At 44.7% G+C, this 15,923-nt stretch carries 14 protein-coding genes; 6 read left to right on the forward strand and 8 right to left on the reverse strand.

Going from position 1 to position 15,923, the window contains the following annotated elements; all coding sequences use genetic code 11:
• Nucleotides 1-531 precede the first annotated feature (531 nt).
• Nucleotides 532-1,395 (reverse strand): alpha/beta hydrolase, encoded by an 864-nt coding sequence (locus tag KL866_RS08225; protein ID WP_214994551.1) that lies wholly within the window; start codon nt 1,393-1,395, stop codon nt 532-534.
• Between the two features lie 231 nt (nt 1,396-1,626).
• Here KL866_RS08225 and KL866_RS08230 point away from each other — a divergent pair, with 231 nt between their 5' ends.
• Nucleotides 1,627-2,235 (forward strand): hypothetical protein, encoded by a 609-nt coding sequence (locus KL866_RS08230; protein WP_251139919.1) that lies wholly within the window; start codon nt 1,627-1,629, stop codon nt 2,233-2,235.
• A gap of 86 nt (nt 2,236-2,321) precedes the next feature.
• Here the strand turns inward: KL866_RS08230 and KL866_RS08235 are convergent, their stop codons facing one another.
• Complete coding sequence (locus KL866_RS08235) at nt 2,322-2,906, reverse strand: HAD family phosphatase (protein ID WP_025256949.1); 585 nt, start codon at nt 2,904-2,906, stop codon at nt 2,322-2,324.
• A 65-nt stretch (nt 2,907-2,971) separates the two neighbouring features.
• Nucleotides 2,972-4,309: an MFS transporter gene (locus KL866_RS08240; protein ID WP_025256950.1), complete on the reverse strand. Its 1,338-nt coding sequence runs from the start codon at nt 4,307-4,309 to the stop codon at nt 2,972-2,974.
• A 440-nt stretch (nt 4,310-4,749) separates the two neighbouring features.
• Here KL866_RS08240 and uvrA point away from each other — a divergent pair, with 440 nt between their 5' ends.
• Both uvrA and KL866_RS08250 read left to right on the forward strand, forming a co-directional pair.
• Nucleotides 4,750-7,581, forward strand: a complete 2,832-nt coding sequence (gene uvrA, locus KL866_RS08245; protein WP_025256951.1) for an excinuclease ABC subunit UvrA — start codon at nt 4,750-4,752, stop codon at nt 7,579-7,581.
• A 203-nt stretch (nt 7,582-7,784) separates the two neighbouring features.
• Nucleotides 7,785-7,952, forward strand: a complete 168-nt coding sequence (locus KL866_RS08250; protein WP_025256952.1) for a hypothetical protein — start codon at nt 7,785-7,787, stop codon at nt 7,950-7,952.
• A 77-nt stretch (nt 7,953-8,029) separates the two neighbouring features.
• On the opposite strand, the gene KL866_RS08255 is transcribed toward KL866_RS08250, so the two are convergent.
• Nucleotides 8,030-9,532: an Hsp70 family protein gene (locus tag KL866_RS08255; RefSeq protein WP_214994559.1), complete on the reverse strand. Its 1,503-nt coding sequence runs from the start codon at nt 9,530-9,532 to the stop codon at nt 8,030-8,032.
• A 186-nt stretch (nt 9,533-9,718) separates the two neighbouring features.
• On the opposite strand from KL866_RS08255, the gene KL866_RS08260 reads away from it, so the two are divergent.
• Together KL866_RS08260 and KL866_RS08265 are read left to right on the forward strand one after the other, a co-directional pair.
• Nucleotides 9,719-10,138, forward strand: a complete 420-nt coding sequence (locus tag KL866_RS08260; protein ID WP_025256954.1) for a thioesterase family protein — start codon at nt 9,719-9,721, stop codon at nt 10,136-10,138.
• Nucleotides 10,139-10,160: 22 nt separating this feature from the next.
• Complete coding sequence (locus tag KL866_RS08265) at nt 10,161-10,859, forward strand: 2OG-Fe(II) oxygenase (RefSeq protein WP_025256955.1); 699 nt, start codon at nt 10,161-10,163, stop codon at nt 10,857-10,859.
• A gap of 6 nt (nt 10,860-10,865) precedes the next feature.
• Here KL866_RS08265 and KL866_RS08270 read toward each other — a convergent pair whose 3' ends face one another.
• The 4 genes from KL866_RS08270 to KL866_RS08285 form a co-directional block, all read right to left on the reverse strand.
• Nucleotides 10,866-11,780, reverse strand: a complete 915-nt coding sequence (locus KL866_RS08270) for a dihydrodipicolinate synthase family protein (RefSeq protein ID WP_214994561.1) — start codon at nt 11,778-11,780, stop codon at nt 10,866-10,868.
• Nucleotides 11,781-11,919: 139 nt separating this feature from the next.
• The gene (locus tag KL866_RS08275; RefSeq protein WP_214994563.1) at nt 11,920-12,429 is read right to left on the reverse strand and encodes a DUF3299 domain-containing protein; all 510 of its coding nucleotides are present in this window, start codon (nt 12,427-12,429) and stop codon (nt 11,920-11,922) included.
• A 143-nt stretch (nt 12,430-12,572) separates the two neighbouring features.
• Nucleotides 12,573-13,103: an inorganic diphosphatase gene (gene ppa / locus KL866_RS08280; RefSeq protein ID WP_025256958.1), complete on the reverse strand. Its 531-nt coding sequence runs from the start codon at nt 13,101-13,103 to the stop codon at nt 12,573-12,575.
• Nucleotides 13,104-13,265: 162 nt separating this feature from the next.
• Nucleotides 13,266-14,243 (reverse strand): class 1 fructose-bisphosphatase, encoded by a 978-nt coding sequence (locus tag KL866_RS08285; RefSeq protein ID WP_025256959.1) that lies wholly within the window; start codon nt 14,241-14,243, stop codon nt 13,266-13,268.
• 307 nt (nt 14,244-14,550) lie between these two features.
• Between KL866_RS08285 and mpl the strand changes: the two genes are divergently transcribed.
• Nucleotides 14,551-15,909, forward strand: a complete 1,359-nt coding sequence (gene mpl / locus KL866_RS08290; protein ID WP_214994565.1) for a UDP-N-acetylmuramate:L-alanyl-gamma-D-glutamyl-meso-diaminopimelate ligase — start codon at nt 14,551-14,553, stop codon at nt 15,907-15,909.
• The last annotated feature ends 14 nt before the right edge of the window (nt 15,910-15,923 follow it).

Here is a 15,923-nt window from a genome sequence, read left to right on the forward strand (position 1 = left end):
TGGCAGCAAAAGCTGCAGAGTTAGCATTAAAGTACGCGTCGGGAAGTAAACCAGAAGAAGGCCTAACTTTTAAGTATACCCCTACCGTAGTGAAACGAGATTCAGTAGTTAGAGTATAGTCTTCCCATATCTGAAATAGTTAGACAGAACACAAAATGAATACCCGCCATCGGCGGGTATTTTATTTAATCAGTTATAAGTCTGTTTGAAGGGAGATTAATCGCCTTTCGATGTTTTACTATGCAACTGTATTCTAAAAATTTTATGACACGAAACTATTGACAAAAATACTCGCTTGATCATTTTCCTCAAGACTTTTATCCCCAATTCGGAAAATTGCTTGATCCTTCGTACCGTTACGATCAAAAAACATAAAGATCGGCGATGATAGCTCTACAGCACTTGAATTAACTGGTATTTCGTGATCCGACCAGAAAGTGGCAGCAAGATCGTGATCTGTTGTCCTATATGGCTATTAACAGACTTACCAACAAGGTTTTCCACTACTTATCCACAGTGAATAAGTTAAGCTTATTGAGTAAATCTCGCTAGAAATTGATTGTACTGCTCAATAGCATAGTCGCTTTTTAGCGTCGCGTTGTGCGTAGCTCCCGGAATGACTGAAATGTATTTCTCGCTACTTGAGGCATCTTCTAGCAACTGTTGACTGATTGGATAAGGGGTTATCTTGTCTTGCTCACCTACCAACAACCACAGCGGGCCCTCATAGTGACGAAGAATAGGCGCAATCTGCATACTGTGGACCTCGTCGTGAAGCTTCATATTGGTAAATGAATTAGAGAACCCTGGTACCATATTAGCAATCAAATCAGATATGTTGTTAAAAGCTCCGTCTAGGACCAGTGCATCAATGTTTCGATTGGCAGCGACATAACTTGCAAAATAACTGCCTATACCGCGCCCATGCACTATGGTGGGAAGCGAGGCATCAAAAGCATTTTCAACATAATCGAACTGAGTTAACGCGTCTTGTTTTATAGCGTTTATACTCAAATTTTTTGCCTTATCACTTGCCCCTACCCCCTGATAATCGAGCCATAAAATATTAGCGGGCAGTTGCCCTAGCCTGTGAATAATACTGTTATTCTCGCTCACCGGCATACGGTTGTCTGCAAAGAAAACAATATTAACGATAGGGTCAGGGTATGAAACGGCAACACCTCTTAGGGTTAATCCATCTTCACTTTTAACTTCAACACGGGTGATGCCGGCTGAGGTTTTATCTTTTTGAATGGCCGCGTGCAGCTTTGTGGTATCAAGGGGCTTTTGTTGAGAGTCTTGATAAAAGAAGGCCGAAGGAGATACGTTAATCGCACACCCTAATAGTGAAACACTTGCTACTACAGTAATTATAGCGTTTTTAACGATCATCATTTAAGAACTGTCCATGTTGAATGGTTATGGCGAAATTTATATTCAGGTTATTTAAGCTTAATGGTCGTGTCGCTGACCAAAAATCCGTACAGCAAAATAAACAGTCCCTTACCTATGCTAAACAAGCTGTAACAGTTTGCAACAGTTGTTCTATTTCTTAGCAATACAAACTTCCTTATACTTGAGTCTACATTACTTCCATAAACCATCTACACGAACCAAGTTAAAATAATGCAAAGTAGAATATTTTCTTTACCTCGCGTAATGCCACCAGCACGATTATTTATTGCCTGCTGCACTCTACCATTGCTTGTCGCCTGTGAGTCTACCCCACCTGAATTGGACACTTCTTTAATACCCGAGTCACAAAAGGCCGATTATCGACTGAATATGTCTAAGGCGAAGGCTTGCCCGGTAAACTTAGCGGAACTTGTCGATACTCGGTCCAGCAAAGACTTGTTGGTAGGAAATAGTAGTGTAGCTGAAGATACCCTTTATGCGCTGCTACAGCAAAGCTTAGAAAATATGAATGTAAGCCCGAACATTGACGCAAGTAATAGCGTGAAAGTTGTGCTTAACCGCGCTTTCGTGAAAAGCCTAGGGAGCAATATGGTTGCTACTGTCGTACTTGAAGTTAGGTTCAAGCCAGCTTATGCAGAAGCGTATTCACCGGTTACTGTTTTTAAAGGTAGAAGCATGAACGTGAATACTGATGAAGAAGAGAGTAATCAAATTGCCATTGATGCTATGAAAACTGCCATTGATGATGCCACCAAACGCATAAAATCTTCACTCTTGCACAACTGCGGAGATGCGCTAAGTGAACTAGAGGCGGTTTAACTTAATAAAGCACTCACGATGAGTGCTTTAATCTTATTACTGGCGACAGAATGGGTTAAGCTCACTGCTTAATTCACGAAATACCTTTAGTAGATAAGCCGCGTGTTATCGATCATAAAGCAGGCCATACCGCCATCAATGGCCGCTTTTTTGCCCATCTCGGTATCCTCGAATACCACACAATGTTGTGGAGCTACGTCCATTAATTCAGCGGCACGCACAAAGGTTTCAGGATGTGGCTTACCATTGGTCACATCATCTGCTGTTACCAGCGCTGATAATTGCTCTAATAACCCATGCTCATTTAGCACCCATTTCGCATGCTGCCTATCTGAACCCGTGCCTACAGCAATAGGCATACTTCCTCTGTAGTGATTGAACACGTCTAGGGTATCTTGAATAAGCGTTGGTACATGGTCTAGCCCTTCAAAAGCCTGTTTTTTATATAAGGCGACTTCTGCTGGTTCATGGCTTTTACCATACTTGGCATTCATAAGATGAACAGTTTCAAAGGTAGGAACCCCACCTAGACTGTATTGATAATCCCGGTCAAAGGGATAGCTAAAGGCATCGCAGGTCAGCTGCCAGGCATCAATATGCGCGCCCATTGAATCAACCAAAGTGCCATCCATGTCAAAAATAATGGCTTTATAACTGCTTAGGTCAATCATGGTGCTCACTTCCTTTTCAAAATTGTATGGTATTAATCTTTGAGAGTTTTAATGCACCGCTCTTGTTATGCTGACAACACATCTCGCGCTTTTACCGCGTCAAAGTCACGGTCTACTTTAAGATATACCGCATTATTTTGACCGTTTAAAGTCACTTCCAGTACACCTGGTACTAACATTAAATTTGATTTAATAGTAGAAGCTTTTGAACTATCAAACTTTGCGTTCATCATTACGCGCTTAACTCGGCTCACTTCTTTCACACCAAAAATAATGAAAAGCCATAGCAGGGTACTAGCCGCACCAATTCCATAAGCAAACTCTTGCGACCATATGTCAGTCACTAATCCTGAAATCACACCGCCTAAAAACGCACCAAAAAACTGAAAACTGGCGTAAAGCCCCATGGCCGTTCCTTTTTGTCCTGCAGGAGCAATACTTGACACTAAAGCAGGGAAATTCGCTTCTAAATAATTGAAGCCAGTAAAGAAGAGTACGACCGCTGCCGTCACCCACCACCAGCTGTGGTCTTCTAAGCTAAGCGCTAAAAATGCGCCGCCCATTAGCACCACACCGGTTACAAGAAGTGATTTTGGGGTACGGCCTCTTGCAGCTCCCATCATAATGATAAGACCAACAATTGACGCGCCTAGCACCGGCAGATAAATAGTCCAGTGGCTATCTAGTGCCATGTCGAAGTTAAGTAAAGTTACGGGCAATTGCACAAACAGCAGCGTTATTAACATATGAAGAAGCATTACGCTGACGTTTAAACGCCATAACTGAGAAGAAAAAATTAAACGCTTTAGCTGGTCTTTTTGCGGAAGAGTATCGCCGCTACTAAGTTGCACACCGTTTGGCACTACCCATTTAACCAACGGAATACATAGAATGGCCAGAATGCCAGTAACGCCAAACACACCTGCTAGACCATAGCTGTTAGCAATAAGCGGCCCTACAATTACGGCTAAATAGAACGAAAAGCCAATGGCTATGCCTATGATAGCTAACACTTTAGCTCGCTGACTTTCTCGGCTTACATCGGTCGCTAGCGCCATAATTGCACCAGCAATCGCGCCTGCACCTTGAAGAATACGCCCAAAAATCATCATGACCATGCTGTCGGCATTGGCCGCCACAAAGCTGCCTAGTGCAAATACAGCAAGACCCATCAAAATAACGGGTTTACGCCCCCATTTGTCAGACATCATGCCCATGGGAATTTGCAGCGCGGCTTGGGTTAAGCCATATCCACCCACAGCAAGCCCTACAAGTAACGGCGAATAATCTGGATAGTCCATGGCGGCTACGGCCAATACCGGCATAACCATGAACAAACCCATCATGCGTAATACGTAAACGGAGGCGAGTGCAAGCGCGGCGCGTAATTCCAAAGCGTTCAAAGCGTCTGTTTCCCTCAATAAATCAAATCATAAAAACGTAAAAGCGCGCAGAGAACACCTGTTTCTGCAGCATTGAGAATAAGGTCGCGAAGTGTAGCATAATACCAGTCCGCATGGATAATTACCCACTCAGCGAGACTTGAAATGTTCGTAATCGCGGCGTGTTACCGCAGGTATAGTGGTTCTACATTAAGGTGACACAACAAAGAGTACGGACATTTTAAAATCGCCCTTCAGAAGTTGATTTAGCCCTTTTGTTTTCATAGGGGTTTAAAAGTGGGGATAAAATCACCATTTTGCAATGTCGTACCGTTAGATCTAATCGTAAGCTTATGCCCGTAAGGTGATCTGCTTACTCCACTCACAGTATAACTTGAATGTCATATCACTTTACTTGACACCTATGGCATACTGATTCTTTTTCTCTCATTTAGGCTTCAATGGATAAAATCGAAATTCGCGGTGCTCGCACCCACAACTTGAAAAACATCGATTTAACACTGCCACGAGACAAACTGGTGGTGATAACCGGCCTTTCTGGTTCGGGTAAATCGTCTCTTGCATTCGACACGCTTTATGCGGAAGGTCAACGTCGTTACGTTGAGTCTTTGTCTGCCTACGCGCGTCAGTTTCTTTCTATGATGGAAAAACCTGATGTTGATCATATTGAGGGCTTGTCACCTGCAATATCCATTGAACAGAAATCAACGTCGCACAACCCCCGCTCCACCGTGGGTACCATCACTGAAATTTACGACTACCTGCGTCTAATGTTCGCCCGCGTTGGCACGCCACGTTGCCCCGAGCACGATGTGCCGCTAGATGCGCAGACGGTTAGTCAAATGGTAGACAGAGTGTTAGCTATGCCAGAAGGCAGTAAGCTGATGCTACTTGCGCCCATCGTTAAAGAGCGTAAAGGTGAGCACGTTAAGACACTGCAGAACCTGTCAGCACAAGGCTTCATTCGCGCGCGTATTGATGGTGAGGTTTGCGACTTATCCGATCCTCCACCGCTGGACTTACACAAGAAACATACCATTGAAGTCGTGGTCGACCGCTTTAAAGTGCGTGAAGACATGGCACTGCGTTTATCAGAATCATTTGAAACAGCACTAAGCCTTGCTGGTGGTAACGCTGTTGTAGCTGATATGGACGACAAAGACGCGGAAGAAATTGTGTTTTCTGCCAACTTTGCTTGCCCTCACTGTGGTTACAGCATTAGCGAACTAGAACCGCGTTTGTTTTCATTTAATAACCCGGCAGGTGCCTGCCCCACCTGTGACGGGCTAGGTACAAGACAGTTCTTTGATCCGGCACGCGTGGTCGGTAATACCGAATTAAGTCTTTCTGGTGGCGCGATTCGAGGATGGGACAAACGTAGCTACTACTATTTCCAAATGCTGCAAGCGGTAGCAGATCATTACAAATTTAGTCTTACTGCGCCGTTTGAGGAACTTGATAAAAAGCACAAAGACATTGTGCTTTACGGGTCTAAAGGCAAGTCGCTGTCGTTTAAGTACATAAACGAGCGCGGCGACGTGATGGAACGCAAACATCCATTTGAGGGCATAATCCCTAATATGGAGCGTCGTTATCGCGAAACCGAGTCGAATTCAGTACGTGAAGAGCTAGCAAAATATTTAAGCCAACAACACTGTAGCAGTTGTAACGGCGCACGTTTGCGGGTTGAAGCGCGCAATGTATTTATACAAGACACCAACCTGCCTGCTATCGCAGAAATGTCGATTGCAGATGCGTTCAGCTTCTTCGAATCATTGAGTCTGGAAGGCCAGCGAGCGCAAATAGCTGAAAAGATTTTAAAAGAAATTATGGACCGCTTAAGTTTCTTGGTGAATGTGGGCCTTAACTATCTTTCTATGTCGCGTAGCGCCGACACGCTATCAGGTGGTGAAGCCCAGCGAATTCGACTAGCAAGTCAAATTGGCGCAGGTCTTGTTGGCGTAATGTACGTCCTCGATGAACCGTCCATTGGTCTTCATCAACGCGATAACGAACGATTACTCGGCACTCTTACGCGCTTGCGCGACCTAGGTAATACGGTATTAGTGGTTGAGCACGATGAAGATGCGATACGTGAAGCCGATTACATTGTGGATATTGGCCCGGGTGCTGGTGTACACGGTGGTGAAATTATTGCCGAAGGTTCGCTGGAAGACATTAAAAACAGTGAAGACTCACTTACCGGAAAATACCTATCTGGTAGAGAGAAAATAGATATACCTGCTAACCGCACGCCAGTTAAAGAGGATAAGTGGTTAGAGCTTTTAGGCGCTACTGGTAACAATTTGCAATCCGTAGATTTACGTATCCCTACGGGTGTGATGACCTGCGTAACAGGTGTGTCTGGCTCGGGTAAATCAACGCTGATTAACGACACCTTCTACAAAATTGCGCAGCGCGAACTAAACAAAGCGACTACTTCTGAACCTGCACCGCATAAGTCGATGACGGGGTTAGATGAACTCGACAAAGTGGTAGATATTGACCAAAGCCCAATTGGTAGAACACCGCGTTCTAACCCTGCGACTTACGCTGGCATTTTCACTCCTATTCGTGAAATGTTTGCAGGCACACAAGAGTCACGTTCACGGGGTTATAAACCTGGCCGCTTTAGCTTTAACGTGAAGGGCGGGCGCTGTGAAGCGTGTCAGGGCGATGGTGTTATCAAAGTAGAAATGCACTTTTTACCAGACGTTTACGTGCCTTGTGATGTATGTCAGGGCAAACGCTATAACCGTGAAACTTTAGAGATAAAATACAAAGATAAGAACATTCACGAAGTATTAGAAATGACCGTGGAAGACGCCCGTCAGTTCTTTGATGCCATTCCGGCTATTTCACGCAAGTTACAAACACTAATGGATGTGGGTTTGTCTTATATCCGACTGGGGCAAGCGGCCACCACGTTATCTGGTGGTGAAGCGCAGCGGGTTAAGTTGGCGAAAGAGTTATCAAAAAGAGACACTGGGCAAACACTTTATATCTTGGATGAGCCGACTACAGGTTTGCACTTCCACGATATTAAGCAGTTATTAGCCGTACTTCACCGACTACGCGATCACGGTAATACCGTTGTGGTTATTGAGCATAACCTGGATGTGATTAAAACCGCAGACTGGATTGTCGACCTTGGACCTGAAGGCGGATCCGGAGGTGGCCAGATTATTGCAGAAGGAACACCAGAGCATGTGGCAGAACAAGAAGTTTCACATACAGGACGATTCCTGAAACCCATGCTCACGCAAGCTTGAGCCTGTTTAGATGTAAATTCGTAGGCGTTAAGCGCACGACTTCTTCTTGTAAGCTGCTGTGTAATTTACACGGCAGCTTGTAAAAAGTGCGCGTTGACGTTTATTTACACGTTTTTTCATGCTGGTCAGAGCTTGTTTTGGCAAATCATACGTTACGATGATTTATGTGAATTTTGCAGTAAGAATTGCTGGAGCGAAACCCAATGACTCAAACGCCACCACTAGCCTTAGTTAAGACTTGGTACCACTTACTTTCATCGTCTGAAGATAACGATGTAAAAGCGCGCGCACAAGAAATGCTGTTAAATGCTTTCGAGTCGCCAGAGGCTATCGCAGTTTATTTGAAAGAACACAATATTCTTAAGCACTAATTAAAAAAGCCTTAGCGTAGTCTATTTTACTGCGCTAAGGCTTAGTGTTTTTCATACCTGAAACAAAATAGAAAAGGTTAAGCGTGCTTAGCTGCTTGAATCGCTAGCCCTTCGCACACTGAATTAAACGCGTCATTCTCTAACCGTGGTAAACCTGTAAGCAGTTTTTCATACAGCGCATCAACCACGATAGGCGATAAACTCATCCCCCCGGTTATCATCACCACTTCTGGTTTTTCACTGCTGTTTTCCAAACATTCCACCACTAACGCTTTCACTTTATCTAGCCAAGGTTTTAACGCCTTTTTAAGTGAGTCTTGTGAAATCTCTACGTCAAAGTCGTCTTCAATATAGTGAAGTGGCAGCGTAATATTCTGCTTGCTTGAAAGTAGTTCTTTGGCCAATCTCGCTGAGTTTACTACTCGAGCAGACAACTTGTTTTCTTGCACAATAAGCAAGCGTTCTAGCTGAGCAGGCTCTTTAATTACCGACATAGTTTGAGAAATATCTAACCCGTAGTCATCAGAGAAAAAGCGCGTAAGCGCTGGAATGTTGTCAACAGCGCACATATCAGAAAAATAAGTAGGCGGAACGGGTAGCCCGTTAATCATTTTAAGGCCCATACCCATTTCTGGGGCAATGCCTTTAAGAACCAAGCTTTTATCACAGTCCATGCCGCCTAAACGTCTGCCTGTTACCGCTAGCACATCGTCTTTGCGGTCAAGTTGATTAGAGCGCTCCGGCGAAAGCTCTATACAGCAAATATCTGTTGTCCCACCACCAATATCAACAATTAGCGTAGTGGTATCTCTTGGCAAGGTCTGTTCAATTTTATACGCCGCTGCAATAGGTTCATCTAAGAAGTTAACCTTAGAAAAACCAGCTTGGTTCGCAGCTTCAGTCATGATTTGAATGGCTTGGACGTTGCCTTCTTCACCGCGGGTACCGTGAAACTTAACAGGTCTGCCGATAACAGCATTGTTTACCACCTTGCCTAGCTGCTGTTCGGCACACTCTTTAAAGTAAGCAAGCTGCTTGGCGATAATGCCGATGAATGCCTGTTTCTGGTCGCCATCTAGCGAAGCACCTAGAAAGTTCTTGGGTGAATAGATAAGTCGGCCTTTGTCGGGCATTTTAAGAAAGCGTCTAAAACCCTCTTCACCAAATGCAAACTTGCCGTGCTCTACCAAACGCAGCAAAGGAATTTCGTCTAGCGACATAGCGTGCATTAACTGCTGAATCGCTTTGCGTTGAAGAGCTGGCTTGTTATGCAGGTCACCACGCAGCGAGTCGATTCGGCTGCTATACATTGCCTGCTCTTTCGGGTCTTTTGCCGAGTAATAGCCGTCTTTGGCTTTGTCTATCTGTTCGCTGATCACTCGCTGTAACTGCGCAACTTTCGCTTCCACCATAGCATCAGGAGGCGGCGGCAGTTCATCTTCAAAGTAGATGAACACCGAAGAACGAATTTTATTGCCCTTCTTATCTAGCGGGTCAAGTTTGATGTGCTGATGGGCCGTTCCATCAAAATACACAACCTCAGAATTTGATGTACCGTAGTCAATCCCAATCGCAGTCATAGTATGTTCGCTCAAAAAGTTAGAAGCGGATTGTAATGCAAAAGAACCTAACGGCACACCCCCTGTAAGCTAATCAAAACACAACGATTTGCCTTAAACACAATCGCTTACACAAGGGCTTACTGAAAACTCCTGCCCATAATGCTAGAGTAGGATTTAAACTTATAACAATGCCTACAAATAATTATGAGTAATACAGCACCACTTATCACTTCTTTTGACGTGCGTTTTTGCGAAACCGATGCCTTACAACATGTTAGTAATACGGCACTAGTTGCGTGGTTTGAAGCAGCCAGAGAGCCCATTTTCAGAATGTTTACGCCTGAGCTAGACTTACAAAACTGGCCGCTAATTTTAGCCAGCTACAAGGTCGACTTTTTAGCGCAAATTTTCTATGGCAAACCTGTGACGGTTAAAACCTACATTAGCCGGCTAGGCAACAGTGCATTCGACGTGTTTCAAGAGTTATGGCAAGACGACAAGCTATGCTCAACTGGCGTTACCACCATGGTGCATTTTGACTACAAAACACAGCGCTCTGCGCCTATTCCAGATAATGTGAAGTCGGAACTACAGTCACATTTTAAAGAGCTACCCACTAAGTAATAAAGCGCAGCACGAGGTATCCATGAGCGATTTAATTGAAGTTATTGATGATGTTTTACCACCTGAGCTGTGCTCGCAGCTTATGGCGCGCTTTGAAAGCAGCCCTAATTTGAGCCAAGGTCGCACCGGTGGTGGCGTTGACCTAGATAAAAAACGCAGCATGGATGTGTCGATAAGCCGAAGCCCGGAATTCAAAGACTTATTCCAGCAAGTAATGCAGTACACTGGAAAACAGCTGGTTGCCTATATCGAAAAATACTATTTTGCGCTTGTTGGGCCTATTGGCTTAACCGTGCGTCACCCCAAAACCGGCGAGCCGGTAAAAGTAACTGGGGAGAATTTTGAAGAAGTGGGTAAGCCAAATTTAGCCAACCTGGTTAACTACCTATTCCGTGTAGGCGATGTTAATGCACAGCGATACACTGCGGGCAACGGTGGCTACCCCTACTGGCACTCAGAAGTGTACCCGCAGCTTCAACATAACGATGCGCTGCACCGCGTATTGCTGTTTATGTACTACTTAAACGATGTGGAAGAAGGCGGCGAGACAGAATTTTACTACCAAAACCGTGCGGTTAAACCCAAAGCAGGCAGAATGGTAATTGCCCCCGCTTATTTTACTCATACACACCGCGGCCAAATTCCAAAAAGTAACGACAAGTACATTTTAACGTCGTGGCTTTTGTTTAACCGCGCTGAACAAATTTATACGCAAGGCTAGTTGCCACTAACTCAACGATAACAGCCCAATAATCTGTTCTAGCTCGCCGTACTCGTTCTTGTCGATAGGTAAGAAGGGTGCAGGCAAGCTAGGCGTTTCACAATAGCCCAAAATTTCTGCCGCGGCTGCAACCACACGTAAGCCGCCGCCATTTCGTGCAAACATATTCCATATTCCGCTTAAGGCTTGTGACTGTGCTTGTGCATCAACAGCATTACCAGACCGAGCGGCGTCGATTATGCGCATTACAGTTCGCGGGAATATTCCCCCAATAACAGAAAGCCAAAGGTCGCAACCTTCAATCATTCCAGCTGCGCCAAAGCTATCTCCGCTAACGCCTATGGCAACGTCTGCAGGCATTATCTCTCGTAATGATGCTAATCGGCGCACACCGTCACTAACACTACCATCATCTGCGCTTTTGCCAAATGGCGTACCGGGTATTTTAATCGCCCCAATATTCGGTAGTTGCCCTATGCGGCGATATAATTCATCGCTAAAGGTAAAATTAGTGACTCGTGGGTTTTCGTATACGCAGATAGGGACAGATACTTCACGGCTAACGGCTTCATAAAGACCATACACTTCTTCTTCGTTAAGCACTTGATAGGAAACTGGCGCTAACAGCACAGCATTAACACCTGCTTGCTGAACAGCTTCAACGTTTTTTAGCACGTCATAGGTACGAAGTGCCCCAACGCCTGCCATAACGGGAATGCCTTGTGCGTGGTTAACGGCGTGCTTTACGACGTTGTACTTTTCTTCTCGCGTTAGGTAAGGATACAGCCCGGTAGAGCCAATAGCGCAAATTGAATCTACGTTAGCTGAGGCTAAATTATCAACAAGCCCTTGAAACGCTTTGTAGTCGATAGCCTCTTGCTTAAATGGGGTAATGGGAAACGCTGATAGCCCTGTAAACACCTGATGTCCTTTTTTTTAAAACGCTAAATGTTCCCTAACGTTAACCCATCACCTATGCGATGTCTCTATTCAGCTCGCCGCGACACTTGAGATAGTAGAGGTAACCTTCTTTAGCGTGATTGTACATTCAAGGCTACCACTAGAACCCCTCGACCGCCTCACCTTTCAAACGGTAACCTACAGATGCGATATCGCCTTTCCAGCCGTCAGTCGACAGTTCGCCGGTTACCCATATCGCGTCGTAGATATTATCTATTCGCACACCTTCCTCAAATTTCACGTACACAATTTGATTAGACGGTGGCGGTGGTACGTGAATACAGGCGCCAAAATAAGGAACAAGTAAGAACTCGGTGGTAAGCTCAGCGGTACCTTCTAGCGGCACAACAAACCCCGGAATTTTCACGCGCTTCCCGTCAAAGGTATCGACTACTGGGGCGTCAGGTTGAAGCTGGCTCATCTCACCATTGTGTTGAACAGAAGGAGGTGCAAGCTCATTAAATCCCTCGGGCACAAGGTCTTCCCAATAAACTTCTACAGGATCGTTGACAGGTGTTTTAACCGACGCCTCATCTGCAATAGCGTTGAAAGTTACAACCATCATAAGTACTGCAAATAATGAGGTCACGGATAATTTCAGGTAAGTCATACTGCTCTCTATCGTTGAGTATTTTGTTCGCTTTTTTTTGTATCGGCTTTTGCTTTTTGTTTTCAATCTTCACTTTTTAGCCACATACAAAAAGGGCTGGTATTACACCAGCCCTTTGTATCATCAATTTAAAGCAGCGTGAATTATTCTGCTTCGAAACGCGCGATGCTTGCGGTAATTTCTTCTTTTGCAGCAGCAGTGTCTGCCCAACCGTCAATCTTCACCCACTTGCCTTCTTCAAGATCTTTATAGTGCTCGAAGAAGTGCTCAATTTGCTTAAGAAGAAGTGGAGGTACGTCTGCAATTTCTTTAACATCGCGATAGATAGTAGAAAGCTTGTCTACTGGTACCGCTAGTACTTTTGCATCTTTACCAGACTCGTCAGTCATGTTTAGCACGCCAACTGGACGACACTTAATGACAGAACCCGCAAGTAGTGGGAACGGTGTCATTACTAGTACGTCAACTGGGTCACCGTCTTCAGACAAGGTGTTGTTCACGTAACCGTAATTAGTTGGGTAGTGCATGCAAGTTGCCATGAAACGGTCAACAAATAGCGCACCTGTGTCTTTGTCTACTTCGTACTTCACCGGGTCAGCGTGTGCTGGAATTTCGATGATCACATTTACTTCGTCTGGTACATTTTTACCAGCAGAAATAGCACTTAAGCTCATTCTTTGGTCCTTTCAATGATATATAAGAAATTTTGGGTTAAGTATACGGTGACAGCAGCAAAATAAAAACGCTTTACGACCCATGTCGTACTAATCTCTTTATTTTTCGTTAAATTTTGCTGCTTTTTAAACAACAAATGGCCTTAAAAGGCCATTTGTTAGCTATTCCGCGTTATCGTTATAGCTTAAACACATATCAACTTCGTCTTTAGAGCCAATAATGCAAGGTACACGCTGATGAATTTCTTCAGGCATAACTTCTAAAATTCGGCCTGCACCGGTTTCTGCTTTACCACCCGCCTGCTCCATTAAAAAAGCCATTGGATTGGCTTCATAAAGCAAACGCAATTTACCTGGTTTTGACGGGTCTCTTTTATCAAACGGATACATAAAGATGCCGCCACGACAAAGTAAACGGTGAATATCACCCACCATTGCCGCCACCCAGCGCATGTTGAAGTCTTTTCCACGAGGGCCTTCTTTACCCGCTAATAAGTCGGCGATATATGCTTGCATTGCAGGTTCCCAATGACGCTGGTTAGACGCGTTAATTGAGAATTCAGACGTTTGTTCTGGTACTTGAATATTCGGGTGAGTAAGTAGGAAGCCACCGTGAGTTTTATCAAGAGTATAAATATGCGTGCCGCGACCTGTGGTCAGTGCCAACATCGTAGACGGGCCGTACAGCACATAACCTGCTGCAACCATTTGTGTACCTGGCTGCAAGAAAGCAGATGGGTCGTCTGGCTTCATCCACTGCGGGGCATGGGTAATAGAGAAAATAGTACCAATTAGGCTATTAATCTCGGTGTTTGACGAGCCATCTAGCGGGTCAAAGCTTACTAAGTAATTCCCTTCTGCATTGCACGGAACAACATCGTCTTCTTCTTCAGACGAAATGGCTTTAACGTAACCCGATTCCCTTAGCGTGTCTTTTAGGATGTGGTTAGAGATAACGTCGAGCTTTTTCTGTGTTTCGCCCTGTACGTTTTCCGAAAGGGTAGAACCGAGCACGCCAGCAAGTGCGCCTTGACTCACGCGGAAAGATATTTCTTTACAACCCGCTAGCAGTGTACGAATAAGCAAGATTAACTCAAGCGGTGCACCGTCTTGTTGCAATTGAGAGTTTAAACGTTTCATTGAATGTAAGCCTTTTTTTATGTGTAGGGTGTTGTGCTACCAGTCGCTCAGCTTTCCTTACTGGCTTTGTTCTGGAGCACCCAGGTTTTAAACCTGTGGTTAGATTGTAACCGTGTTCTTGGTTAAGTGGAACACACCATCAAAAAGTCATTCACACACCATACCAGTTTGAAAGCTGCGAATATTCAAATGTTTGCTCTAAACAAAGGCTGGCGGCCACTATTATTCGATGAAAATTGAATTATCTATCAGTCGTAGGGTTCTGATACAGTACCCCAATAATATGATAAATCACCGAGAATGCGCTATGCATGTACATATTTTAGGCATTTGTGGAAGTTTTATGGGTGGCATCGCCGCCATTGTCAAATCACTAGGCCACAAGGTTACAGGCTCAGATAAAAACGTTTATCCTCCTATGAGCTCCCAGCTTGAAGCGCTAGGCATCGAGCTTACGGAAGGCTATTGCGAAAGCCAATTTGATCCCGCACCAGATATGGTAGTAATTGGTAACGCCATGTCGCGCGGTAACCCGGCGGTAGAGTACGTGCTAAACCGTAATTTACCTTACACCAGCGGCCCACAATGGCTGTTAGATAATTTGCTGAAAGATCGTTGGGTTATTGGTTTATCTGGTACCCACGGTAAAACGACAACCAGCAGCATGGTGGCGTGGATTCTAGAACACGCTGGTCTAAACCCTGGTTATTTGATTGGCGGTGTTCCAGAAAACTTTGGCGTATCGGCTCGCGTGGGCGAAAGCCCCTTTTTTGTAATTGAAGCCGACGAATACGACAGCGCATTTTTTGATAAACGCTCTAAGTTTGTTCATTACCGTCCAAAAACCCTGGTTATCAACAACCTTGAATTTGACCATGCAGATATTTTTGCTGACCTTGCAGCTATACAAACCCAGTTCCATCATCTGGTCCGTATGGTGCCTGAAAACGGCCTTATTCTTACGCCAAACAGTACGCCTGCCATTGAAGATATGCTAAAGAGAGGCTGTTGGTCTTCTCGACAATCACTGGGCAAAGAATGGCATGCTGAGCTGCTAAAAAAAGACGGTAGTGAATTCAGCGTCTTACATAACGGCGTTATAGCCGGTACCGTAACCTGGTCGCTGGTAGGTCAACACAATGTAGACAACGCCTTAATGGCCATTGCCGCAGCCCATCATGCAGGGGTTACTTTACCCGACGCCATAGCAGCTTTATCTTTTTTTAAGAATGTTAAGCGCCGCATGGAAGTAAAAGGTGAAGTAAACAACATTACCCTTTATGACGATTTTGCACATCACCCTACTGCAATAGCAACTACGCTAGACGGGTTGCGCAAAAAAGTAGGCAATGCACGTATTTTGGCCGTACTTGAGCCACGCTCGAATACAATGAAAATGGGCGTACACAAAGATACGCTGGCAAATTCATGGCAGAAAGCCGATGAGGTTTACCTTTATGAGCCTGAAGGCATGGATTGGTCGCTAGTCGATTCTGTAGCACACAGCAATGCACCTACTCACTGCTTCAGAGATGTAGAGAAGATCGTTCAAGACGTTTGTAACGTAGCACAACCGGGCGATCATATTCTTGTAATGAGTAACGGCGGCTTTGAAGGTATTCACAGCCGCATTCTCGACGCTTTGAAAATGAAGTCCAAACTTTAAAAATAGATAAAATA

Source organism: Alteromonas sp. ALT199 (genome assembly GCF_018619335.1).
GTDB lineage: Bacteria > Pseudomonadota > Gammaproteobacteria > Enterobacterales > Alteromonadaceae > Alteromonas.